Source organism: Chryseobacterium sp. Bi04 (assembly GCF_918698085.1).
Classification (GTDB): domain Bacteria; phylum Bacteroidota; class Bacteroidia; order Flavobacteriales; family Weeksellaceae; genus Chryseobacterium.
In genome coordinates, this window is sequence record NZ_CAKKLP010000004.1 from 111,336 (window position 1) to 134,385 (window position 23,050).

Below are 23,050 nucleotides of genomic sequence, written 5' to 3' on the forward strand. Positions count from 1 at the left end.
AGTTTTTATCTTTATAAAAACATAATTGATGAGTCGTAATTACAAATTCCACAATCCTGAACGATTATACTTCATAAGTTTTGCTGTCGTAGGTTGGCTGGCTGTTTTTATCAGAAATGAATACAAAGAAATTCTTTTAGAAAGTTTAAAAGCGTAAGGGATGGAAATACAAGAGTGGTGCATCATGTCAAACCATGTACACTTAGTTTTCAGAAGTATAATGGGCAGAAACCGGAAACTCTGATTGGTGATTTAAAAAGATTTACAAGCAAAGCCATTGTGACAGCAATCAAGGAAAATCCTGCAGAAAGCAGAAAAGAATTTTTATTAGATTTCTTCCTTAAAGAAGGTTCAAAAACTTCAAATGTAACTCAATATCAGTTTTGGAGACACGATAATAAGCCTATTGAGTTATGGAGCAACGGGGTGATTAGACAGAAAATTAATTATGTAGATCAAAATCCGGTAAAAGTTGGTTTAGTTTTTCGTGCAGGACACAAATACTAAAAAAGCCTTCCAAGATGCTTGAAAGGCTTTTTTAAGTCAAGTCAAAAATATATTATTTAAAAATTTCATTCTGATAAAGAATACGGTCGTCTTCGTCAAAACTGATGATCAGTACTTTATATTGTTTTGCGGTGTCGTTATTGAAAAATTTAATTCTCGGTGGAACGTATTCGCTGTCGAATAAATTAGGGTTCCAGTAGAGTGTTTCCCGGGTATCATTTTCAATTTTCTTTGCAGGATCATCAGTATCCAGTGTTTCAATAAGGAATTCCGAAGGTTTATCATAGCCCTTTATGACAGATGAGTTGTTCTTTTGAGCTTCTTTTTCATTGCTCTTAGGCTTCATATTTCCTCTCATCGTGTAGATCAATACTGCATTACCCACCAATCCGGATCCTTTTATGATTTTTACCATAGCAATATTGCTTATAGGAACATTCATAATCATGCCCGGTTCAGTAGCCATTTCATCTAAATAGAGCTGAGCCTTGCTGCCACGAATGTAGGGAACATTCTCTCCTGAGTTATTTCTTTGAAATACTAAGCCGGCTGCCCTTCCTTGTAGCCATGCTAATATATCGGTTGATCCTGCAGCATGTTGGTCTTCATTGACAAAGTCGAATATCGTAGAATTCAGGGAATTAAACATTCCGGTAGATAGTTGACTGTTTAATTCTGCTGTTGGATCTTTCTTTTTTCCTGTTAATTTTACTTCTTCAATTTCTACATCAGTACTCCCGTTTTTTTGATTGTTTTTCTGACTGTTGATGGCCCTGGAAATTGATGGGGGAAGGGTTTTGTTTCCGCTGGTTTTTACCAGGGTATATTTTGTACCTGGAAAATTGCCTTTAAATGGTGTGGGCGTAACCAGTGGCTCTACGGTGACGAATAGATTATCAGTGCTTGATTCCTGATTCTTTTCTGAAGTTGCAAGAACTGAAACGTTCAAAGGTTCAGAATAGTTAAGATTATCTAAATAGATATATCCGTTTTGGTCTGTTTTGGATGGGGTAAGCGTGGGTTCGTTTTTGCCTAATTTCAAGGCTAAAATTACACTGGAGTTAATTAGCAGGGCATTGTTTTTAATAGGTTTTATCCTGTAAGAAAGAAATTGTTGGGAATTCGTTTTAATGGCTGGTACAGATCCACTAAGTAGGGAATTCCAGTCAAATCTTTTCCATTTTTCAGAAATAAGCAGTGCATCCAACGCTTCAGTATTGGCATTTTTAGAAAAATATTGGGCCGGACTGTCTATTTTTGAAGTAAAATCTCCCGTTAACCAAAGGCTGCTCAGTATATTTTCTTCTTCCGGACTCTGGGTACCGCTATCCTCACTTACCAAAACAGTATAATTTTTAAAATACGATTCCGGGGAAAGATCAATACTGTTGAAAGATCTTGGTGTCTGTTTTATATTCTGACCTATAATTTCTGCTTTCTCAATATGTAAACTATTAGGTTTTACGAAGCAAAGTCTCTGGGCTACCAGATGGTCTTGCACATCAAAAATGGCCAGTTGTAAAATGCCGTTGGCTTCATTGTTGATTTTTGCAGGAATAAGACTGGAAGCTTCATTGATCAATTGGTTAATATTGGCTTTGTAAGCAAGATGGTTATTGATGGTTCCTACAATTTTATAGTTCTGAAGCTTTTGTTTTAAATTAACTCCTTTTAAGCTATATTTAATTCCTTCTTTAGAGTTGGAAATTTCTAAATGAACACCACTGTCTGCAACTTGTGGCAGATCTACGGTTTTGCTTTTACCTGTGTTATCCTGAATGATAGCCTGGTACTTTTTTCCTAAAGTTGGAGTCATGGTAAAAGATGAAACATTTTTATCAAAAGAGGTAAAGGTAGTAATGGGTGCATTGGGATTTTGCGTATCTATTACTTTTCCCGTCCAGGTTGCAGGTAGAGAAGTATCGCTTGATAATCTTACGGCAAATTTTGTAGGCATACCGTTAATGAAAGTTCCCCCTTCCGGAAAGACTTTAGCAGACCAATCAGAACCTTTAGCAATCACTAATGATTCTGTGGAGATTGGATTGTAAACAGGAATCGTTTTAACAATCTGAAAATCTTCATTAAAATTGGTCATGTAAGGCGTATAAGCTCTTATAAAATAAACTTGCTCGGGAAGGCTTTCTTTCAGTTGAAAATCTCCGCTGCCTTCACCGTTAGTCAGAAGTACAGTTTTCCAATCTATTAATTTTTTATCAGAACTGTACAATTCCACAAATAAAGTAGTAGATAATGAAGAACGGTTATAGCCCTCAAATACAAAACTTTTAAACCAGATTTTGTCACCGGCTGCATATTGTGATTTGTCAGTCAGTACGTATACTTTTTCCTGTTCGTAATTATTCTCAAGATTTGTAATTGCCTTTTCTAATTGAGTTTGTGCCAGTATAGGTGATACAAGTGAAATAAGCAATACACAGAATATATTTTTCATAGAAATATGAGTGCATTTAATTCTGTGCTAAATTAATCATTTAAGAGCTTTAAAAATTGATATTTAATCTCTTTATTTTTAGAAAAAGAAATCAGATTGATTATCCCTTGATATGCTTCAAACGCTGTGGAGCAGTTTCTATATTAATTCAGATCACTAACCTGTTTTAATACAAAAAAATAATGTTTATAAATGCAGGTTTCAGGTGGTAACAATAGAATCCAATTTATTAATTTTTTCTAAGCGGGCCATAGCAGATATACTTGAAAAAAACAGGAAGGGTTTCTAAGCATGTCTTCAGTTCAGTTTTTGATATGCCCGCATTGCAAAGAAGTAAGCGACCAGCATAATTCCTGTGCACCATGCCAGGGCAATCCATATTTCATGGCCTGCCGGCTGATTTGAGAGTAAAGCACGGATAGTCTCCACAATTGAGGTTACAGGCTGGTTTTCTGCAAAGGCACGGACCGGACCGGGCATCGTCTCTGTTGGTACAAATGCCGAACTAATCAGAGGAAGAAAATGAATAGGATAAGCAATTGCAGTTGCTCCATCCACTGATTTTGCAGATAATCCGGCAATGGCGGCAATCCATGCCAGAGCCAGCATGAAAAGTATAAGTATACCAGCTATGGCAAGCCATGACAATATGCCTGCCGGTGAACGGAATCCCATTATTAATGCAATGAGAACAATAATAACAAGTGAAAAAAGATTAGATATCAGTGAAGTCATAATATGTCCCCATATTGCGGCTGAACGTGCAACCGGCATGGAATGGAACCTTTCAAATATGCCCCGCTGCACATCATTAAACAAACGATAGGAGACATAACCAATGCTATTGGCAATAGCAATGATCAGTATGCCCGGCAATAAGTAATTTACATAATTGTCTGATCCTGTTTTTATTGCGCCTCCTAGCACATAGACGAATACCAGCATAAGTGCAATTGGCATGATGGTGACTGTAATGATCGTATCGGCACTGCGCATTACGTGGCGCATGGACCGGCCAAGCATAACGCTCATATCTGTAAAAAAATAGCTTTTAATAGTTTCCATTATTTTCTTTTTTTATGCAATGATTGAAAGAAATATATCTTCCAAGGTTGGTTGTTTTTCAATATATTCTACTTTTGTTGGCGGAAATAGCTTTTTCAGTTCAGCAAGTGTGCCGTTTACAATGATCTGACCCTTATGCAGAATGGCAATCCTGTCAGCAAGTTGTTCGGCCTCGTCCAAATACTGGGTGGTAAGGAATACAGTCGTGCCCTTATCAGCAAGCTCTTTAATAATTTTCCAAACTTCAATACGGGCTTCCGGATCAAGCCCTGTTGTAGGTTCATCAAGAAAAATAATCTGTGATTTTCCTACAAGGCTCATGGCAATATCGAGCTTACGAAGCATCCCTCCTGAATAGGTAGAAGCCCTCCTATTGGCAGCATCAGTTAATCCGAGACGTTTCAGCAGAAGGTCTGCAACCAGTGTTGGACTTCTGAGGTGCCTCAGCTTGGCGATCATTATTAGATTTTCCCTTCCTGTGAGGATCTCATCTACAGCTGCTGACTGCCCGGTAAGGCTAATCGACTGCCGCACCATTTCGGGGCTCATTTCTACATCGAATCCGTTTACGGTAACCTTCCCGCTATCCGGTTTCAATAGGGTAGTAAGGATTTTAACAACCGTAGTTTTGCCTGCACCGTTGGAGCCTAGCAGCGCAAAAATACTGCCTGCTGTGATGTCAATATCTACTCCTGCCAATACAGGAACGTTTTTATAGGATTTTCTCAAACCCTTCACCGAGATGGCCATTTTATTTTGTGACATAGGTGTTTTTTATAATGTTAGTATGGTGACTTCAGTCAAATCTGCCTTTCCATTTTTTAAAAAAGCATAGGTGATCTTATCCACTTTGCAGTTTATAAACTGAACACGTTTTAAATTGTTGTTTTTAAAGAAAGTATTAATAAGAGTTGTATTCTGGAATATGACTCTCTTAAAACTGCAGTTTTCAAAACAGCAGTCTTCTAATGTACCTTCAAAAACCAGATCTGCAATTTGTGTTGCATAAAAAGAGGTACCGTTCCAAATCGCCTTTGTTAGAATGCTTTTTTCCAGTCCGCCGGATTTAATAACCACTCCGGTAAAGTCAGCACCCGTGAAGTCACATTCATTTATATGGCTTTCAGAAAATTCAGTTTCTTTGAGCGAGCAGACAGCAAAGATATTATCGGATAAATGGGAATTGAGAATGCGGCTGTTTCCAAAATCTGAATGGGAGAAGTTGCACCCTTCAATATAGCTGCTTTTTTGAAGGTTTACTCCCTTGAAATTCGCATCGGAAAAATCACATCCTTTGACATAGCTTTTTGAAAATTCAGCTTCTTTCAGCGAAGTATTCCTAAAGGTATTGTTGAGTAAATGGGAGTTCTGAATATGACTGCTGCCCATATCCGAATTTGAGAAATCACAGCCCTCTACATTATTGTTTTTTAAAAGAAGCCCCGACATTTCTGAACCTATAAACAGACATTTCTGCATATTGGAGGAACTGAATTTTTCATGCAGGTTTTTCAACCCCGAAAAGTCAGTATCCACCCAGCTGCCATTTGACATATCCCAGATCAGTTTTTTCTCCTTTTTTATAGATGACATTTCATCCACCTGTGTCATATCAGGTATCGCTGCCTCCATTTCTGTACTCTCAAAGCCTGGGTTTTCCGAAAAATAGTTCAGATCAACTTTTAGAATTTCTGCCAGACGGTTTAAAGTAATAATATCCGGCATTGATTCCCCGCGTTCCCACTTTCCTACAGCCTGAGGGCTGATGAACAGCTGTTCGGCAAGCCTGGCTTGAGAAATATTTATTTTCTTTCGGGCCTCAACAATTTTACTGCCGATCATTTTAGTATTTAACATATATCGTATTTTTATTTTAGTTTTTCGACACTACAAAGGTAGAATAGATGTGTTAATAGAGTCTCAAAATACACAAAACATATAGTTGTATTTACACTACTTATAGTTGTTATTGACAATATAAAGTTGTTTTTATTGAAATCTATAGAATGATATGCCTGGCTATGGCTGAAAAGAGATTTTATTGGATCGTTTCAGAAGATATACTAAAAGAAAGTTCTTTGAGTATAGATCAACTATGAATAGAGGATGCTAAGACTTAATAGCATAATGGTAATCCTTTAAGGAGCAAAAAGTAGAATCAACTTCCTTGATTCTTTCTAAGCGCACGCATAACCCATACAGCTTCATCAGCGACATTGTCGCCCTCTTAGCTTCCTTATCAATAAAAGATTTGAATCTTTTCTTTGCGTTTAAGAAAAATCTGCTTCATCAAAATCAATTTCCAATTGAATTATTCTTGATTCACTTCTTTTAACAGGTTGTAAAGCCATATCTCTGTTTTAGTATGTTTTCTGAAAAAAATACGACCTTGAGATAAGATACCCAGTTGAAGCTGGAAGCCTGTTCCCAACTTTTTATAAGGTAAATTATTAAATAGATATGGTCTGAAATTTGTATTCAGTTTGTTTCCAATTTTACTAAGATCAACATTGTAACCATAACAAAATATTATTAAAGATATGATAATCGATGAAAATCTTTTGCTCGACAATGGAGCAGTATATGAGGAATATTCCGCAAAGGAAATTATCTACCAGAATGGAGATACACCGTATTATTATTTCCAGATTATAAGTGGAACTGTAGAATTGAATAATTACCACGAGGATGGTAAGGAGTTCACCTTAAACATTCTTTCTGAAGGACAAAGCATAGGAGAATCTCTGCTTTTTGGAAATAAAAAGTATCCGATGAACGCTATTGCAAAGACCGACACCAAGGTACTGAAGTTAGCAAAATCCAGCTTTCTTCAACTGATCTCAAACAATCAGGAAATTATGTTTAGACTATTCGAGCACCTCTCAGATAGGCTTTATTATAAGTATATCATGCTGTTTAATAATTCAGCGATAGACCCACAGTCCAAGATCAAAGCACTGCTGGATTATTATAAAGAATATTTTAGCAGGGAAAGAGAACAGTACCAGATCCCGCTGACCAGACAGCAGATTGCAAACCTGACAGGATTGCGGGTAGAAACGGTAATTCGTGCGGTAAAAAAAATGGAAAAGGATAAACTGGTTAATATTAAAGACCGGCAGATCTATTATTAAATTAGTCAAATGCTCACCCGTAACCAATGATTTCTTTTCATTTTGAGCTGTGTTGCAATAATAAAGATGGCTTCAAAAGCTGCTGGAACAGATTCAGAATAAAATCATACTCTTTAAACATTAAAAAAATGACAAATATTTTGATTAAAGATTTAATTCAGCAATTGAAAGATGTTGAAAATGCTGACTTGTGGATTGACGAAAACTTCGAAAAAAAACTTTTACAGGTTGATGAGCAAACGGCTTTTGAGCACCCTATTCCGGATATGCACAGTGTTGCGGAAATTATCTCACATTTAACGGAATGGCGTAAAGAGGCTTTTAGCAGGCTTAAAGGAAATCCAAGAGGTCTTGAAATGACAGATGCCGCTAACTGGCGAAGTAATGAGGATCTTAAAGTAAAGGGCTGGGAAAATCTGTTAAAAGAATTTTATGCCAGTCAGCAACAGATTATATCATTTCTGGAAGAAAAATATGACGACTATCTGGATAGTCCTTATCTATTTGCCAAACCGTCTTTCCCGCATAATTTCCAGTATCTGGTTACGGGACTTATCCACCACGATTTTTACCATCTCGGACAAATCGGTATTACCATTAAATTTTTAAAAAAGTAATTTCCAATCAGTTTTTAACCTTTATGTTTTAATCCTTTTATATAGGATAGCTGGCTTTTACCATTGTTATTATTCTTTTTGATGTTTGCTACAGTGGTTTTCGACGCAGGGCTTTCTGTTTCCTTAAGCTAGTTTACAGCTGTTTAATTGTTTAAGTCAACTTTTTGAGGTGTCTTTACATGCTGAGATAATATGGTTATAGACTGTAAAGAATAATCCCGAAGAAACTATTTTCCCAAAGAAGATACCCTCATTATATTATTATAAAACAGTAGATGGTGAAGCCAAACTGAATAATTGTAATGCGGAAGGAAAAGAATCTATCCAGACTATTTTATCTGATGGACAAAGTTTTGGCGAGTCATTGTTATCTGGGGATAAACTATATCCAATGAATGCTGTTGCTATCTCTGTGTACACTATTCCCAGATTGTGAAAAAAAGATTTCTTCAAGTGGAGAAATAAAAGTTTAAAAGTCATTAACAGAAAAATTTTATACTAATTAGCATCAATATGATGCCAATCATAAAAGACAGGATTATTCTGTTGTAAATTTGGTCTAACAATCTGATTAAAGATCTATAGTCTTCCTTTTATGGAAGTTACATAAGCTGTTCAGCTTAATGAAAATTATCACCAAAAACCAAACCATTGCTTTTCTGATACTAGTTAAGATTAGCAATACATCACTTATATATTAATTTTTAAAACATTCAGTTATGAACACTAGAAATTCAAGCAATCGTAGCTCAAGAAGTAATTCTTCAAACCATGAAAGATCTACTTTGGAGGAAGTTTATCAATTAGGTTATGACCATGGTTATAGTGATGCTTCTGAAGATGAAGATTATGATGATGATTTCTCTGATTATGAGGATTATTATGATGACTATGATAATAGTTACGACAATGATGACGAAGATTATGATGATGACGAAGACTATGATGACGACGATTATGATGACGATGACTACGATGATGACGACTATGATGATGACGATGATAATAGGGGAAGAAACTCTGGTGGCAGAGGAGGTTCCCGTGGTGGTAACCAACAAAGAGACAGTCAGGGTAGATTCACTTCAGGAGGAAGAGGAGGATCCAGATCCGGTTCAGGATCGAGATCTGGTTCAGGCTCCAGATCTGGCTCATCAGGAAGAGGAAGGTCTTCTTCAGGTTCCGGAAATGGAACTTCAAGAAGAGGTTTTGCTTCCATGAGTAAGGCAGAACGTACGAGAATTGCCCGTATGGGAGGTGAAGCTTCTCACGGTGGCGGAAGATCTTCCAATTCAAATTCAGGAAGTTCAGGTTCCAATAGCGGTTCAAGAGGATCAGGCTCAGGATCCGGAAATAACAGTAATTCAGGCTCAAGCCGTGGCTCCAGCTCAGGAAATGGAACTTCAAGAAGAGGTTTTGCATCGATGAGTAAAGCAGAGCGTACCAGAATTGCCCGTATGGGAGGCCAGGCCTCTCATGGTGGCGGAAGATCTTCAGGATCAGGAAGATCAGGATTTGGCGGAAGACGTAATAATTCATAATTTTTTTAGATTACCTCTTTATACTTTTTAAAGAGGTAATCTTTTAACTCAATTCAAACACCACATCATATCATGGCAACAAAAACAACAGAAAATAGCAATACAACTGCATCGGCTTCAACATCCGGAGGAAATGCCACAGCAGACAAAAAAATGAAAGCAGACAATGCTTCGGTAAAGGAAGGCATGAAAAACTCTTCTCTTCATCAATTCTTTGTAAGTGCTCTTAAAGATATTTATTTCGCAGAAAATGCCATTATAGAGGCGTTGGAAAAAATGCAGGAAGCCGCAACAACAGAAGAATTGAAAGACGCTTTTGAAGACCATCAGCTTCAGACCAAGAAACATGTAAGCCGGCTTGAGAAAGTATTCAAACTGATTGACGAGGAACCTGAGAAAAAGGAGTGTGAAGCTATAAAAGGAATTATAAAAGAAGGGGAAGAAACCATAAAATCTACCAAAGAAGGATCTATGACCAGAGATGCAGCTCTCATTATTGCCGCACAGAAAGTGGAGCATTATGAAATTGCCACCTACGGAGGCCTTGCTCAGCTTGCCATTACCATGGGACATGATAAAGCTGCCGATCTGCTTGAAAAAACACTTCAGGAAGAAGAAGATACAGATTATAATCTTACCGAAATTGCAGAGACATTCATTAATCTTGATGCAGAACAGGAAGATTAGATGCATTTAATTCTAATGCCATATAGGCTGTGAGGTCTATATGGCATCTTTAATCCTGAAGCCAAATATAAATTGACAGGAATTTATAAAAGTACTGCGGTCTGGATATTTCAGCAAAATTAAGAGGTGAGTGATATGTTAACTAATTTTCTTTCTTTTTATATTCTTCAATTTTTTTAAACTGATTATAGGATTCTTTCAGACTGTGTAATTGTTCTGAAACAATCTCTTTACTTTTTTCACAAAGATCTCCGCTGTCAAGGGCTGCCTGATAAGCTTCTATCGCGGCTCTTTCTCCAAATACCACATTCTCAAGGGTAGATTCTTCAATATTGCCTACCGTAAATGAATTTTTAATATCTATCCATGTTCTGTGGACTGCTCCTGCAAGTGAAGTTGAATCTTTAGGATCTCCATTTTTTTCAATGATCAGATTCATCAGCTCATTTTTCATAATTTTTGACTGGGAGATCATCCGGTCATATTCATCCTTGATATGAGGATACATTTCCCATATTTTTCCCTCCACTTTTTCAAATCCTTCTATTCTGTCGTTCGTGATTTGCAACAAATCATTAAGTACGGATACTGTTTGTTCTGTTTTCATAATATATTTTTTGTAATGGTTGTATCAATTTCTATGTAGTGGGTTAAAAAAATTCTATGGACCCATATGAAAGTTTAGATTCTTATATTTTAAAATAACCAGCGGGAAGGAAAGCTGATTTGAAGCCTTATAAAAATTCTCATTCTACGGGATCCAATCTGTTATAAAATTAATAAAATGCTGTTAGCTGTATTATTATTTCAGTCATAATATGACTTATTTTTTTCATATAGGAAAAGCATTAATTTTTATTGGAATATTTAACTATAACAATGAAAATTGTAACTGGAAATAAATTAGTTTCCTGGTAGTTAACAATAAAAACAGGCGTCAATTTAACAAAATTAACGCCCTATTGTCGTTTGTGGGTAAGATAGGATATTGTTAGGCCATACAGCCTGATCAGAATAACGTTATTCTATCCATAGATTTCCGATAGAATAAGTTCTGGCTTTACCTGCCACAATTACTCTTTCATTTTTGTTTTCACAATAAAGCTGGCCGCCTCTTTCTGATAGCTGGCGGGCGAAAAGCTTATCTTTTCCTGATCTTAATGACCAGAACGGAATAAGTGAGCAGTGCGCAGAGCCGGTAACAGGATCTTCAAGAATTGAAGACTGCGGCGTAAAATATCTTGAAACAAAATCACTGTCTGTACCTGCTGCTGTCACAACAACACCCCCTGGATCCAGATTGATAATGTCAAAAACAGATCTTTCAATGTTGATATTTTTTATGTCTTCTTCAGACTCGTATACCAGGACATAGTCTCTTGATTTGAAGACTTCCTTAGGCTGTATATTGAGAGACCTTGTTATATTTTCCGGAAGAGTAGATGGTTCGGGCATTCTTGACGGGAAATCCATATAATAAAATCCATCTTTTATATCGACGGTCAGCTCACCACTTTTGGTTTGAAAAACAATTCTGTTGTTCTTATAATGTAAGATGGAAGCTAAGCAGTGTGCCGTAGCAAGAGTAGCATGCCCGCATAAGTCCATCTCTATTTCAGGGGTAAACCATCTCAGATGAATGCTATTGCCATTATCAATAAAGAAAGCCGTTTCTGCCACAGCATTTTCACGGGCTATTTTTAAGAGTATTTCATCGGGTAACCAGTTTTGTAATGGGACAACACATGCAGGATTTCCATGGAAAATCTCTTCTGTGAAGGCATCTATTTGGTATAATTCTAACTTCATAATTGAGGTAATTTCTGCTGGTAACAAAGATAATTTATTTCCCGGACAGACGTAGGTTTATTGCAGCACTGTACTTTTTCTTTAATGTTACAATAAATTAAATATTAACTCTAGTAACTTGTAATTTTTTTAGTTATAAATTAGCATTAGCATTTCCTTTTTAATCATTAAAACCTTATGAAGAAATTTATTTTCATTATCACCTGTGTATTTTGTAGTCTAATACATGGCCAGTTAATTACTAATTCGAAAATTGATAATAAAATAATTCTTGCGAAAGAACTGTCTTCAGAAGAGCCGGGTAAATCGCTGCAGCTTTCGGAAGAAATCTATCGTGTTTCTAAAAATGCAGGATATAAAAAAGGAATACTGGAAAGCAGTAACCTTATGATGGCTAAATACTACGATTTGGGAAATTTTAAAAAAGTTGTAGAGCTAAGCAAGGCCACAGAGGGGCTGGCAATTGAGATGAAGGATAATGAGATATTATCAAATATATACAGACTTAGAGCTGCTTCTTATACAGAGCTTGGCTTTAATGCTGAGAGTCTTAAAGAATTTCGGAAAGCTTTAAATACTATTCACAAAATAGAGTCCGATAACTATAAATATTATCAGGAGTCCCTTATATATATTGGTTTAGCCAGTTATTCAGCTCATATTAATGCACCTGTAGATTCTGTAGTTTATTATCAGAGAAAAAGCCTTGAAACTATTAATAAAGTGAATGATAGCAAGGATTTTGCTAATAAAAAGAATCATTCTCTTATTTTGGCGTATATCAATTTAGGAAAGACAAGTATTGCAATGCATAAAGCAAAAGATGCTGAATCCTTTTTTTCAAAGGCATTGGAACTATGTCAAAATAAAACATACAGATCAAACAAAAATCTTGAAATTGCCACCTTGAATGAGTTTGCATGGCTTTATTATGACCAGAAAAGATACAGTGAGTCTAAGCGTTACGCTGAAAAGGCAGAGAAATTAGAAAAACAGGTCAGTAGCCCTTACATCCGCAGGGATATCTATGAAGTCTACTTTAAATCTTGTGTAGAACTGGGAGAAAAGGAAATTTCAAAGAAATATATGAATCTCTATACAAAGCTGAATGACAGTTTGGTAAATGCAGAAAAGAAAACTATAAACACTCCGGTGAAACACATTATAGATGAGCAAAGTGAAATTCATAACAGCAATATTCAGAAGATATTAGCAGCAATATTCATCCTTATTCTTACACTCTCGGCTGCCGGATGGTTTTTCTGGAAGAGAAAACAGAAAGAACTGCATAAGAAATATGAATTAATCATCACCAATCTAAAGACGGCAAATGCCACTGCTTCTAATTCAAATATTGCTATAGAACGAAGCATTAATATTACCGATGAAACCGTCAAAACCCTGTTGTTAAAATTAGAAAAATTTGAAAAGTCTCAAAAATTTCTTAAAAAAGATCTTAGCCTTACCTCTCTGGCCAATGATCTGAATACCAATACCAGATATCTTTCAGAAATAATAAAGCAGTATAAAGAGAAGAGCTATAATAATTATATTAATGAACTGAGGATAAACTATATCATTAATAAACTCTGCATAGATCCTATTTACAGAGAATATAAGATAAGTTACTTAGCGGAAGCTTGTGGCTTTTCATCCAGAGAGGTCTTTGCTGTTACCTTTAAAAAAGAGGCAGGCGTTACCCCTTCCTATTTTATTAATAATCTGAGAAAAGATAATGCAATAAACATTCATGATTTAACACCTCAATAATATTTTTTAATTCGATCATGCATATAAAATATGCTCCTCCTTTACCGGTACAATACCAAAAGGAAGAGCTTGAAAATAACAATTTTTTTAGTTCTTATCCTCTGTCAGAAGACGTCCGTTTAAATTGATGAAACTACTGTGAGAAATGATTTCATTGAGTTTGGAATCATAAAATTCCATGTCGAGAATATTATCTTTAAACGTCCTTCTCCCACTGAATACATTGATGTTAACATAGATATCTTTGCTGGCAAGAGCATCATATAATTTTTTAGGGAAGCTTAGATTGGTAATTTCCAATTCATTGGATTGGGTAACATCTATCTTTTCCATATCAAAAACCATAAGCTTTAACCCATTAGGACCCAGTTCTTTTTTTATATCTTCCGGCAGGGAGTTCTCATCGCGAACATCACCATAAAAAAATAAAGAAGCTATTATGGATTCTTTATTTTTTTGCAATAACTCTACGGCTTTATCAGAAAGGTTGACTTCTATTTTGAAATTGGGAATGATCACACGATCTCCTTCTATTGTAAGACCACCTTCTTTTGAAGGCAAAGCCGTTTTATCCGGCTGTTGATTATCTTTTTTATCTGTAGCTTTTGTTTTGGTTATTTCTTTTGTTGTTTTTTCTGTACAGCCTGCTGCAATAACAACTGTAAATAAACTTATAAGTATGACTTTTAATTTCATTTTTTAATTTCAATTATAGACTAACCGTAAAGATAGCCGGAATTATGGAATATATTTGATGAAATCAGCATGCAAAACATCCTCCGTTACATTAGTTGAGGATGTTGTTGTATTTTTCATCCATTGTCTATGCTCAGTATTCGATGAAGATGTGGAACCAATGATTCTTTGTTCCATATTATAAAGAATGACGGCATCAGCTCCTTTTTCTTTAGCTTTCTGAACAATTTTATCCTGAATATCCTGATAACTTGAACCCAGTATTCCCGAAATACCATCCACTTTTCCTATCACCTCATAGTTTTTCTTTACATCATTCGTATCTAAAAATACATCAATATTTTCAGTAGGGTTATAATTTTTCCCAATGTAATTTACAGTTGGAGCACAGCTAACCACTACTATTAAACCAGCTATCAGTAATGTACTTTTACATTGCTTTAAAAATGTAAACTTCCTGTATTTTTCCATTTTATTTATATATTTATTAATTACCTGTACAAAGTAGCTTTGTAAGGAAGGCTATTAGAAGATGTTGTTTGCTTGAAAGCAGTATTAGAGCCACTCGGATATAAAATTCCATCCGCTACAGTTTGTCCTTTCTGATCCCTGAACCTAATATAAGCGGTATCGCCTTTTACATAGCCATTTACAGATAAAAGACCTGTATCCAGCTGATCATCGTTAGTCTTATAATTTGCTGTACCTTCTATCTTGCTTCCGGATTGTGATATATCAAATGAAATAATTCCTTTTGCCGTGGTATCTCCTTCGTTGGAATAGGATCCTGTATAGCTTCTTACTGATACATTAGGTGTATTAGAATGGCTTTCTTTCCCATACAGATAGGCTACTGAAGGGAGCATTGAGGAATTTGTAGTCTGTTTAAAATACAGTGTTGCTGCATCTTTTAGACTCACACTGCCATCAGCTACCACATTTCCCCTCTGATCCCTGAACCGTATATAAGCTACATTGTCTTTAGCGTACCCATTTACTGAAAGCATTCCACTGTTGGAATCATCAGTAACACTCTGGTAATTTGATACTCCTTCTATTTTAGAACCTGTTTGTGATAGTTCCAGTGTCATGATTCCTGATGCCGTAACATCACCCTCGCTGGAAAATTTTCCTGAAAATACTTTTCCTGTTTGTGCGGTTATATTGGATGCACAAATACTTGATAATATTGCTGCTGTTATTATAAAAACTCTGCTTATCATAATTATTTTTCGTAGGTTAAATACAGTTACTGAGATTACTGTTCTTCTGCATCTTTCATTTCTGTCTGCCCAGGTTCCGGAACATTATCATTATTGTTCTCGTCATTAGACTTCATTTCTGTTTGTCCTGGTTCCGGAATATTGTCATTGTTGTTTTCGTTATTAGATTTCATTTCTATCTGTCCTGGCTCAGGGATGCTGTTGTTTTCTGATCTTGTTTCAGTTTGTCTGAACTTTGGATCCTGTCTCTGGTAAACAGTTTGCCCAGGCTCAAGAGGTGCATCATAGGTTGTAACGGAACCACATGAATGTAAAAGAATGAGTACCATTGCGAGGAACAATGCTTTTAATGAATTTTCCATAAATTTATATTTAGTTATATCACCAAATGTAGTATTGTTTACCCTAGATTATATGGCTTTTTAAAGGCAGTATGTGATATTTTCATAATTTATTACATCAAAATAGAGTGTAAATAAGTGAATTTTTTGCTGATCATTTGTTGATACTTTTATTTATGATTTCAAATGTTTTACAAATTATAGTATCTGATAATATGATTATTATAATTTTTAATGCATCGTCAATTTAAAAACAAGAAAGGTATAGCTGAAGTTTTTGTTTTTTTTGAAATTTCAACTGCTTACACCTGCATGAGTTTGTCATTCCGTTTCATGTATATTTTAAGAAAACTGCAGGAACATAAATACAGGGAAAAAGAATAAAGATTGTATTATTAGAATAAGAAAATCTTGAGAATAAGAAAATCTTGCTGGCCTCTCCAAAGAACATTCATGTTTCTACAGGTCTTATAAAAAATATAAAACGATCTGGCTGGAAATTAATCATTATAGAATTTGTCAACGATAAAATACAATTCAAACAGAATAAAAAATACTACCATACCTCCATACCAAACTGACTGGCGGTTTTTTAAAAATGCAAATAGGGCACATAATGAAATATGGCTGACCATTCTTATTGCGTATAAAGGCATCAGCTTTTCCAGATAAGCAGGCCCTTTGATTAAAGTATCAAAAATATCAATAAAATAAATCACAATGAGCAATAGAAAAAACCATTTCTTTCTTGAAAAAAAGTAATTCTTATAATTGTCATCGTAATCTTTAACATCAGATGGATATAAAAGCTGACATAATGTAAAGTAGAGAATAATGTACATGATGATAAATATATATTCAGTAAATGTCCATATTCTCACCTCTCTGAGACCATATTCCCACCACCAAAAATGAATCATCAATAGAAATATATACAATATCCACAGCAGATGGACCCAATAGGGCTTTGTTCTTCCGGGATGTTGGATAAATTTCACAGTACCATTGAGTAAGCTGCCGATACCTAAGCTTAAAATAATACTGATTACTGTTTTAATGTGATTAAAAAAATCCATGGTATAACTGTACTATTCATGAATATTACTCCCTATCATTTTCATTTTTTTTGAGTTGGCTTATAAAATAGGAGGGAGTAACACCCATTTCTTTTTTGAATATTACAGAAAAAACTTCCCTGGAAGAAAAGCCACAAGCTTCAGCAAGATAGCTGATCTTATATTCCCTAAAGACGGGTGTGTTATAGAGCTTATCGGTAATATAATGTATCCGGAGTCCGTTAAGGTAATTGTTGAAATTCTTACCTTTATGCTGCTTAATGATTTCTGAAAGATATCGTGGGTTTGTATGTAATGAATTTGATAAATTGGTGAGAGTTAAATCTTTCTTTAAAAATTTTTCCGACTTCTCAAACTTTGAAAGTTTATTGAGCAAAGATGCAGTAGTATCTTCAGAGATACTGATATTATGATCCGGAGTCTTATCTTTATCTTTTACCGGGATGGATGTAAACTCCGTGGTTTTCGTTTCATTTTTTAAGTGATTAACGATCATTTTATCTCCCTTACCAGGCTTTTTTTGATTATGTTTCCATAAAACCCAGCTGTTTAATAAGAAAATAATCACAACTGATGGTGCAATAACTATTTTTACAATATTATGGGAATACGCTTCTCCTTGTTCACCTATTATATAATTAACAGGAGTATTTACAGCTTTTTTTTCTGTATTTTTAATGCTGTCATTCAATTCTTTGTAAAGATGTGTACTTTTTTTTGAAGTTTCCTTTTTCTCTGAATTTAAACTTTCCATATTAAAATACCTATCCAAAAGAAGCTCACTTCTTTCTGATATTCTTTTTTTATAATCTATGTCCCTTGAAATTTGATTACCATTTTTAGTGAGTTCCATAATTTTGAGTTCATTTTCAAATAAGTCTTTTGTATTTTCTATTTCAGTATCAATTTTTGATTTGTTATTCCACTGTGCATCAGTAACATTAAACAACAGGTATAGACAGAATAGAACTTTTTTTGTCATTGAAGTGTGTTTCTGAGCAAAGTAAGGGCTAATGTATGATTTAATACATAGTAAATATGTTAGCTTTTCGGAATTAATCACTTAAATAATTTTTATAATTCTTTGTTTTTCAGTTATTTATTTATGTTTTTTATTTGTATGGATTTTCTTAAAGAGGGAAGATATAGTTTTAAAAAAATTTAAAAATGTATTCAGAATTTATTTCCAATTGCCTTTTTTATATTCCTAAAAGCTCCAATAATGCAGTGACGCAATGGAAATATTTGCATAAAAAAAGTATTGAAAGTTTTACGATATCACGTGGTTTTCTTTAGAAAATATGAAGAGAAATTCAGATATCCTATCATCAATTTGTTGTAAGCTTTTTTTGGGTTTTATAATATTGTTCTATGTTCATAATGTCAATCTCACCAAAAGCTTATGACTAGGTAACAAATTGATAAGATGTTTTAAAGATGTCTTGGTGCTCAATCAAAATATAAATTTCCCATAATAACTGAAGGAATATTCATCAGTTATTATAGATGTAAATAAAACTTAACTTAAAAATAAGATTATGACACACAATGATTTAAAAGGAAAGGTAGTGCTTATAGCAGGAGGTGGAAAAAACCTTGGTGGATTATTAAGCAGAGATTTTGCCAAAAAAGGAGCTAAGCTCGCTATCCACTATAACAGTGAAAGTTCAAAAGCAGAAAGCGAAAAAACCTTAGCTGAAGTAAAGGCCTTAGGAGCTGAAGCGTTTCTATTTCAGGGGGATCTTACTAAAATAGAAAATATCACAAAGTTTTTTGATGAAGCTATAGAAACTTACGGGGGTATTGATATTGCAATTAATACAGTTGGTATGGTATTGAAAAAACCATTTATTGAAACTACCGAAACTGAATATGACGCTATGTTCGGAGTCAATTCAAAATCAGCTTATTTCTTTTTGCAAGAAGCAGGTAAAAAAGTGAACGATCATGGTAAAATCTGTACCATTGTGACCTCTTTGTTAGCTGCATATACGGGACTGTATTCAACGTATGCGGGTGCCAAAGCACCGGTAGAGCATTTCACAAGGGCAGCTTCTAAAGAATTTGGTGACAGAGGAATTTCTGTAACTGCAGTAGCGCCAGGTCCTATGGATACTCCTTTCTTCTACGGACAGGAAAGTACTGATGCTGTAGCTTACCATAAATCAGCAGCGGCATTAGGCGGATTGACCGATATTAAAGACATTGCACCTTTGGTAGAATTTTTAGTCACTGACGGATGGTGGATCACCGGGCAGACTATTTTTGCCAACGGAGGATATACTACAAGATAATTTTGATTAATTAATCAGTATTACTTATATGGATAATTGTGATTTTAAATAAAATCCGTTATCCATTTTTTTTATTTTAAAATCTGAATGATGAAATATGGTGAATACGGATTAACAGAACATCATTAATCATATAACACCATTACAATAATCCTTGAAAGAATGCTGTATTTTGTAACAAGTTGATTATTAGTATGCATTTTTTGTAAAATACTAGTTTATATCTTTAAAAAGCACACGAGAATTTCGTAATTCATAACACCTACCATTATTTTTCTAATCATCATCTTCCTATTATTGCACAGGATTTTAGCCGTTTAGTAATGCCCTCATTACCGGCTTTCACAATTCAAAAATAAAACATAATGAAAAAAGGATTATTACTAATGGCCGTTTCGGCCTGTTCCTCACTTTGGTCACAAGTAGGTATTAAAACTGCTGTATCTACAGAAGTACTTGACGTTAACGGTATTGAAAGGATAAGAGAGCTTCCCAAGCATAATACCAGCAATGCCATTTTTACAAAACCCGACGGGACAAGATCAGAAACTAAAAATCAGAATTTTACTGCAACAAAAACTTTAGTTGCGGACGTAAACGGTGTTTTGGGATATCTTGAAGGTCTTCCTAAAATAAATGATGGTGGGGTTCTGCCTATAGGAGAAGCCATTACAAGGATATATTCTGTACCTGTAACTACAGCACAGGCAAGTACTTTTAATTTAAAAACCTATATAACAGCAAACAGCCTTCCCGCCTTACCTTCTATTGACGGTTTGGAAATGAACCTGCAAGGGGTCAATTCAACATATTATGATCCACGGATTTATAACATATCAGACAGTCCCAAACTTGTAAGCTATCAATCATTTGCAACCCAGGTAAATGAGAACGAAACTTCACTTAATAATAATCTGCTGGCAGGAAGCTATCTGCAGATTGATGCCAATAATATAGTGTTTTGGGCTACTAATGCAGCTGAAGTGGAAACCACCAATCTCCAGGTACAGATAGATAGTAATACCTACAGGTGGTATGAATTCAAATGGTGGTGCATGGAAGTAAGTGGAGAAAAGAAAATATTTATCTCAGTGACCCGTAAAGCTTAATCTCCCCAATAAAATTAATTTTTAAAATATAAACAAATGAAAAAAGGATTATTTTTAATAGCAGGTTTTACCTCTGCAATGTTTTTATCCAGGTAGGTATTAGTACTTCCAATCCTACGGAAACTCTTGATGTTAATGGTATTGAAAGGATAAGGGAACTTTCTAAACATAACAGTCCGAATGCCATTTTACAAAACCGGACGGGACAAAATCGGATACTAAAAACCAAACATTTATAGCAACAAAAATGGTAGTGGCAGATGCTAATGGCGTACTGGGATATGCAGACTGGAATCCCAATATTACACCTGAAACTCCCCCCCCAAAAAAAGTAACAATAGGGTATTGGGCTGGTTTGTGGATGGAAACCTCTATGCATTGGGAGGAACGGGTTTTCCTGCATTTAATTCCCAACTAAAGAGTACATAGAAATATCACGTTACATTAAAAATCCCAGTCTATTGCTATGATTCCGGTTATTTTGCTTCAGACTGCATTATCCGACAGAAAAAATGAATACACACTTTAAAGATATACACATCGGTAAACTCATCCATCAGAGAATAGAGGAAGTATCTGTAAAAACACTTCGCATCTGTAATTTTTTTAATTGTACAGAAGAAGAGGTAAAAAAAATGCTTGAGCAAAAAGATCTTTCTACGGATACTCTGCTTAAATGGTGCAAACTTTTAGAGTATGACTTTTTTAGAGTTTATTCTCAACATTTAATATTGTATTCACCTCCCTCAGGAAGCGATAAAAAAGAAAAATCAATACTTCCCAGCTTCCGAAAAAGCATTTATACAAGGGAAATAATAGATTTTATTATGGAATTGGTGCATACCGGAGAAAAAAGTAAAAGCCAGATCATAGAAGAATACCGTATTCCTAAATCTACTCTTTATAAATGGATAGAAAAATATAAAGGATAAATGTACTCTTCCAAAAGTACAGTCAGCCCATAACTGGAAAATATGGATCATAAACACGATAATTGATGAAAAAAAAATTTCCTGATTATAATAAAATATATACAGATATTCTTGTGAAAAAATTTCCTCATAAATATGAAGAATGTCAAAGTCTACTGCAAAAAGAAATCTTGTCTGCACTGGATATTATAACCCTGAATAAGAAAATATTTGGTAGAGATATCTCCAGTGTGAAACGCAGCCAGAAACACCGGTCATACAGCAGATCAGATATTTTAGAAATGCTGGATTATCAAAAAAAACACAAAATCAATAATAGCCAGCTGGCACGCCATTTCTATCTGAGCCGTAATTCTGTAATGAAATGGAAAAAGATGTTTTGTATATAGTAGAAAAGATAAAGCTTTAATTTTACTGATATTTTTTAAGCAAGATATATGAATATATTCAGATTCAAGTTTTAATTATTTTAGGAAGAACCGTCTTATTAAGACGGTTTTTTGATATTTTGGGACAATGTATATACTATCAAAAAAATATTTACACTTTTTAAAACCCGCTTATGATTCCAGATTCTATGGTATATTTACAAAATAATATGAGTAAGATGAAAGGAGAATTACAGAGGTCATTTACCAATGCCAGATTCAGGAACAACATAAGTCCCTGCAACACGTTAATATGAATTGGTAAAACGGATGGATAGTAATATGGATGACTTTTAAAATTGAGATCCGACTTACCAGCTTTAATTTACTGGGAGATTTCAAGTTGATTTTTCCTTTTCCGGCTAGAGTCACTTTACTTTGATCACAACCTTTCCTTTCGCGCGTCCACTTTCAACATATTTCAAAGCGTCAGGGGTCTGTTCAAAAGTATAGATCTTGTCAATCACAGGCTTGATGACATCAGCTTCAATTAGTTGGGTTATTTTGTCAAGCTGGCTCCCATTTGCTCTCATAAAGAGGAAAAAGAAATCGACATGCTGTTTTTTTGCTTTTTTTCTGATCCCTAAACTGAGTAATGACAATACAATCTTCAAATACCAGGGCAATCCTATTTCGTTTGCAAACTCTGGCGTTGGCGGACCCGAGATAGAAATGACCTTACCGCCTGGTTTCAATATGCTGATTGATTTTTCTAATGTTTTATTATCCTGGCTATTGAGAACAACATCGTAATCTTTAAGCATCGTTTCAAAATCCTGTGTTTTGTAATCAATCACAACATCTGCTCCCAAGCTTTTCAATAGTTCGAAACTTTTTGTACTAGCGGTAGTGGCAACAGTAGCTCCAAAATATTTGGCAAGTTGAATCGCTATAGTTCCCACACCACCTGATCCTGCCTGGATGAATACTTTCTGTCCTTTCTTTAAATTTGCATTTTCAACTAATGCCTGCCACGCAGTGAGTGCTACTAATGGAATAGAGGCAGATTCCTCCATCGTTAGGTTTTTTGGTTTAAGCGCCACATCACTTTCGTTGATGGCAATATATTCTGCGAAAGTTCCGATACGGAAATCCTGCACCCTTGAGTAGACCTCATCACCAACTTTAAATTTACTTACTTTCTTCCCAACCTGTGTAACTATTCCTGCAACATCATGACCCAATATCAATGGGAATTTGTATGGCAGCAACAGTTTAAATTCTCCTTTTTTAATTTTAGAATCCAGAAGATTTAAACTCGCTGAATGAACCTCTACCAAAACATCATTGTCACCGGCTTTTGGCATCGGAACATCCGCAAGCTGAAGACCGTCTTTCGTGTATTTTTTTATAATGTATGCTTTCATTT

The 23,050-nt window shown here is 35.0% G+C and carries 25 protein-coding genes; 12 read left to right on the forward strand and 13 right to left on the reverse strand.

Annotated features, from left to right (window positions below; genetic code table 11):
* The first annotated feature begins 28 nt into the window (after window positions 1-28).
* Together LQV47_RS22490 and LQV47_RS08530 are read left to right on the forward strand one after the other, a co-directional pair.
* A complete protein-coding gene (locus LQV47_RS22490) occupies window positions 29-157 on the forward strand; it encodes a hypothetical protein (protein ID WP_290368641.1) in 129 nt (42 codons plus the stop codon).
* A gap of 20 nt (window positions 158-177) precedes the next feature.
* Window positions 178-507 (forward strand): hypothetical protein, encoded by a 330-nt coding sequence (locus tag LQV47_RS08530; RefSeq protein ID WP_230035882.1) that lies wholly within the window; start codon window positions 178-180, stop codon window positions 505-507.
* Window positions 508-559: 52 nt separating this feature from the next.
* Here the strand turns inward: LQV47_RS08530 and LQV47_RS08535 are convergent, their stop codons facing one another.
* The 4 genes from LQV47_RS08535 to LQV47_RS08550 form a co-directional block, all read right to left on the reverse strand.
* Window positions 560-2,962, reverse strand: a complete 2,403-nt coding sequence (locus tag LQV47_RS08535) for a hypothetical protein (RefSeq protein ID WP_230035884.1) — start codon at window positions 2,960-2,962, stop codon at window positions 560-562.
* 297 nt (window positions 2,963-3,259) lie between these two features.
* Window positions 3,260-4,027: an ABC transporter permease gene (locus LQV47_RS08540; RefSeq protein WP_230035886.1), complete on the reverse strand. Its 768-nt coding sequence runs from the start codon at window positions 4,025-4,027 to the stop codon at window positions 3,260-3,262.
* A gap of 12 nt (window positions 4,028-4,039) precedes the next feature.
* On the reverse strand, window positions 4,040-4,792 hold the full coding sequence (locus LQV47_RS08545; protein ID WP_290368642.1) for an ATP-binding cassette domain-containing protein: 753 nt from the start codon (window positions 4,790-4,792) through the stop codon (window positions 4,040-4,042).
* Between the two features lie 9 nt (window positions 4,793-4,801).
* Window positions 4,802-5,884, reverse strand: coding sequence for a pentapeptide repeat-containing protein (locus tag LQV47_RS08550; protein WP_230035888.1), 1,083 nt, complete (start codon window positions 5,882-5,884; stop codon window positions 4,802-4,804).
* Window positions 5,885-6,567: 683 nt separating this feature from the next.
* Between LQV47_RS08550 and LQV47_RS08555 the strand changes: the two genes are divergently transcribed.
* From LQV47_RS08555 to LQV47_RS08570, 4 genes are all read left to right on the forward strand, one after another.
* Window positions 6,568-7,161, forward strand: a complete 594-nt coding sequence (locus LQV47_RS08555) for a Crp/Fnr family transcriptional regulator (protein ID WP_230035890.1) — start codon at window positions 6,568-6,570, stop codon at window positions 7,159-7,161.
* Between the two features lie 128 nt (window positions 7,162-7,289).
* Window positions 7,290-7,778: a DinB family protein gene (locus LQV47_RS08560; RefSeq protein ID WP_230035892.1), complete on the forward strand. Its 489-nt coding sequence runs from the start codon at window positions 7,290-7,292 to the stop codon at window positions 7,776-7,778.
* Between the two features lie 719 nt (window positions 7,779-8,497).
* Complete coding sequence (locus LQV47_RS08565; RefSeq protein WP_230035894.1) at window positions 8,498-9,316, forward strand: KGG domain-containing protein; 819 nt, start codon at window positions 8,498-8,500, stop codon at window positions 9,314-9,316.
* A gap of 72 nt (window positions 9,317-9,388) precedes the next feature.
* Window positions 9,389-10,003 (forward strand): ferritin-like domain-containing protein, encoded by a 615-nt coding sequence (locus LQV47_RS08570; RefSeq protein WP_230035896.1) that lies wholly within the window; start codon window positions 9,389-9,391, stop codon window positions 10,001-10,003.
* 142 nt (window positions 10,004-10,145) lie between these two features.
* Here LQV47_RS08570 and LQV47_RS08575 read toward each other — a convergent pair whose 3' ends face one another.
* Entirely contained in the window at window positions 10,146-10,610 is a 465-nt protein-coding gene (locus LQV47_RS08575; protein WP_230035898.1) for a PA2169 family four-helix-bundle protein, read from the reverse strand.
* Window positions 10,611-11,023: 413 nt separating this feature from the next.
* Entirely contained in the window at window positions 11,024-11,812 is a 789-nt protein-coding gene (locus tag LQV47_RS08580) for a PhzF family phenazine biosynthesis protein (RefSeq protein ID WP_230035900.1), read from the reverse strand.
* 177 nt (window positions 11,813-11,989) lie between these two features.
* On the opposite strand from LQV47_RS08580, the gene LQV47_RS08585 reads away from it, so the two are divergent.
* Entirely contained in the window at window positions 11,990-13,582 is a 1,593-nt protein-coding gene (locus LQV47_RS08585) for a tetratricopeptide repeat protein (RefSeq protein ID WP_230035902.1), read from the forward strand.
* A gap of 87 nt (window positions 13,583-13,669) precedes the next feature.
* Here the strand turns inward: LQV47_RS08585 and LQV47_RS08590 are convergent, their stop codons facing one another.
* From LQV47_RS08590 to LQV47_RS08615, 6 genes are all read right to left on the reverse strand, one after another.
* Window positions 13,670-14,278: a hypothetical protein gene (locus tag LQV47_RS08590; RefSeq protein ID WP_230035904.1), complete on the reverse strand. Its 609-nt coding sequence runs from the start codon at window positions 14,276-14,278 to the stop codon at window positions 13,670-13,672.
* Between the two features lie 42 nt (window positions 14,279-14,320).
* Window positions 14,321-14,749, reverse strand: coding sequence for a hypothetical protein (locus LQV47_RS08595; protein WP_230035906.1), 429 nt, complete (start codon window positions 14,747-14,749; stop codon window positions 14,321-14,323).
* A gap of 20 nt (window positions 14,750-14,769) precedes the next feature.
* Window positions 14,770-15,501, reverse strand: a complete 732-nt coding sequence (locus LQV47_RS08600) for a hypothetical protein (RefSeq protein ID WP_230035908.1) — start codon at window positions 15,499-15,501, stop codon at window positions 14,770-14,772.
* A 35-nt stretch (window positions 15,502-15,536) separates the two neighbouring features.
* Window positions 15,537-15,863 (reverse strand): hypothetical protein, encoded by a 327-nt coding sequence (locus LQV47_RS08605; RefSeq protein WP_230035910.1) that lies wholly within the window; start codon window positions 15,861-15,863, stop codon window positions 15,537-15,539.
* A gap of 479 nt (window positions 15,864-16,342) precedes the next feature.
* Complete coding sequence (locus tag LQV47_RS08610) at window positions 16,343-16,918, reverse strand: hypothetical protein (RefSeq protein WP_230035912.1); 576 nt, start codon at window positions 16,916-16,918, stop codon at window positions 16,343-16,345.
* 25 nt (window positions 16,919-16,943) lie between these two features.
* Window positions 16,944-17,900: a helix-turn-helix transcriptional regulator gene (locus LQV47_RS08615; RefSeq protein ID WP_230035913.1), complete on the reverse strand. Its 957-nt coding sequence runs from the start codon at window positions 17,898-17,900 to the stop codon at window positions 16,944-16,946.
* A gap of 556 nt (window positions 17,901-18,456) precedes the next feature.
* Between LQV47_RS08615 and LQV47_RS08620 the strand changes: the two genes are divergently transcribed.
* The 5 genes from LQV47_RS08620 to LQV47_RS08640 all read left to right on the forward strand — a co-directional run bounded on the left by LQV47_RS08620 (window position 18,457) and on the right by LQV47_RS08640 (window position 21,642).
* Window positions 18,457-19,212, forward strand: coding sequence for an SDR family oxidoreductase (locus LQV47_RS08620; RefSeq protein WP_230035915.1), 756 nt, complete (start codon window positions 18,457-18,459; stop codon window positions 19,210-19,212).
* 365 nt (window positions 19,213-19,577) lie between these two features.
* The gene (locus LQV47_RS08625) at window positions 19,578-20,321 is read left to right on the forward strand and encodes a hypothetical protein (RefSeq protein WP_230035917.1); all 744 of its coding nucleotides are present in this window, start codon (window positions 19,578-19,580) and stop codon (window positions 20,319-20,321) included.
* Window positions 20,322-20,568: 247 nt separating this feature from the next.
* Window positions 20,569-20,739, forward strand: coding sequence for a hypothetical protein (locus tag LQV47_RS08630; RefSeq protein ID WP_230035919.1), 171 nt, complete (start codon window positions 20,569-20,571; stop codon window positions 20,737-20,739).
* Between the two features lie 94 nt (window positions 20,740-20,833).
* Window positions 20,834-21,253, forward strand: coding sequence for a transposase (locus LQV47_RS08635; RefSeq protein ID WP_230035921.1), 420 nt, complete (start codon window positions 20,834-20,836; stop codon window positions 21,251-21,253).
* A gap of 65 nt (window positions 21,254-21,318) precedes the next feature.
* A complete protein-coding gene (locus LQV47_RS08640) occupies window positions 21,319-21,642 on the forward strand; it encodes a helix-turn-helix domain-containing protein (RefSeq protein WP_230035923.1) in 324 nt (107 codons plus the stop codon).
* 407 nt (window positions 21,643-22,049) lie between these two features.
* On the opposite strand, the gene LQV47_RS08645 is transcribed toward LQV47_RS08640, so the two are convergent.
* Window positions 22,050-23,048 (reverse strand): NADP-dependent oxidoreductase, encoded by a 999-nt coding sequence (locus tag LQV47_RS08645; protein WP_230035925.1) that lies wholly within the window; start codon window positions 23,046-23,048, stop codon window positions 22,050-22,052.
* Between the last annotated feature and the right edge of the window lie 2 nt (window positions 23,049-23,050).

Excerpts from the sequence above, each read along its gene's own strand:
- LQV47_RS08555 (WP_230035890.1), top strand. The coding sequence starts at position 6,568 with ATGATAATCGATGAAAATCTTTTGCTCGACAATGGAGCAGTATATGAG.
- LQV47_RS08645 (WP_230035925.1), bottom strand. The coding sequence starts at position 23,048 with ATGAAAGCATACATTATAAAAAAATACACGAAAGACGGTCTTCAGCTT.
- LQV47_RS08625 (WP_230035917.1), top strand. The coding sequence starts at position 19,578 with ATGAAAAAAGGATTATTACTAATGGCCGTTTCGGCCTGTTCCTCACTT.
- LQV47_RS08560 (WP_230035892.1), top strand. The coding sequence starts at position 7,290 with ATGACAAATATTTTGATTAAAGATTTAATTCAGCAATTGAAAGATGTT.
- LQV47_RS08615 (WP_230035913.1), bottom strand. The coding sequence starts at position 17,900 with ATGACAAAAAAAGTTCTATTCTGTCTATACCTGTTGTTTAATGTTACT.
- LQV47_RS08585 (WP_230035902.1), top strand. The coding sequence starts at position 11,990 with ATGAAGAAATTTATTTTCATTATCACCTGTGTATTTTGTAGTCTAATA.
- LQV47_RS08630 (WP_230035919.1), top strand. The coding sequence starts at position 20,569 with ATGGTAGTGGCAGATGCTAATGGCGTACTGGGATATGCAGACTGGAAT.
- LQV47_RS08545 (WP_290368642.1), bottom strand. The coding sequence starts at position 4,792 with ATGTCACAAAATAAAATGGCCATCTCGGTGAAGGGTTTGAGAAAATCC.
- LQV47_RS08595 (WP_230035906.1), bottom strand. The coding sequence starts at position 14,749 with ATGGAAAAATACAGGAAGTTTACATTTTTAAAGCAATGTAAAAGTACA.
- LQV47_RS08635 (WP_230035921.1), top strand. The coding sequence starts at position 20,834 with ATGAATACACACTTTAAAGATATACACATCGGTAAACTCATCCATCAG.
- LQV47_RS08550 (WP_230035888.1), bottom strand. The coding sequence starts at position 5,884 with ATGTTAAATACTAAAATGATCGGCAGTAAAATTGTTGAGGCCCGAAAG.
- LQV47_RS08580 (WP_230035900.1), bottom strand. The coding sequence starts at position 11,812 with ATGAAGTTAGAATTATACCAAATAGATGCCTTCACAGAAGAGATTTTC.
- LQV47_RS08570 (WP_230035896.1), top strand. The coding sequence starts at position 9,389 with ATGGCAACAAAAACAACAGAAAATAGCAATACAACTGCATCGGCTTCA.
- LQV47_RS22490 (WP_290368641.1), top strand. The coding sequence starts at position 29 with ATGAGTCGTAATTACAAATTCCACAATCCTGAACGATTATACTTCATA.
- LQV47_RS08535 (WP_230035884.1), bottom strand. The coding sequence starts at position 2,962 with ATGAAAAATATATTCTGTGTATTGCTTATTTCACTTGTATCACCTATA.
- LQV47_RS08540 (WP_230035886.1), bottom strand. The coding sequence starts at position 4,027 with ATGGAAACTATTAAAAGCTATTTTTTTACAGATATGAGCGTTATGCTT.
- LQV47_RS08590 (WP_230035904.1), bottom strand. The coding sequence starts at position 14,278 with ATGAAATTAAAAGTCATACTTATAAGTTTATTTACAGTTGTTATTGCA.
- LQV47_RS08620 (WP_230035915.1), top strand. The coding sequence starts at position 18,457 with ATGACACACAATGATTTAAAAGGAAAGGTAGTGCTTATAGCAGGAGGT.
- LQV47_RS08575 (WP_230035898.1), bottom strand. The coding sequence starts at position 10,610 with ATGAAAACAGAACAAACAGTATCCGTACTTAATGATTTGTTGCAAATC.
- LQV47_RS08600 (WP_230035908.1), bottom strand. The coding sequence starts at position 15,501 with ATGATAAGCAGAGTTTTTATAATAACAGCAGCAATATTATCAAGTATT.
- LQV47_RS08610 (WP_230035912.1), bottom strand. The coding sequence starts at position 16,918 with ATGGATTTTTTTAATCACATTAAAACAGTAATCAGTATTATTTTAAGC.
- LQV47_RS08640 (WP_230035923.1), top strand. The coding sequence starts at position 21,319 with ATGAAAAAAAAATTTCCTGATTATAATAAAATATATACAGATATTCTT.
- LQV47_RS08605 (WP_230035910.1), bottom strand. The coding sequence starts at position 15,863 with ATGGAAAATTCATTAAAAGCATTGTTCCTCGCAATGGTACTCATTCTT.
- LQV47_RS08565 (WP_230035894.1), top strand. The coding sequence starts at position 8,498 with ATGAACACTAGAAATTCAAGCAATCGTAGCTCAAGAAGTAATTCTTCA.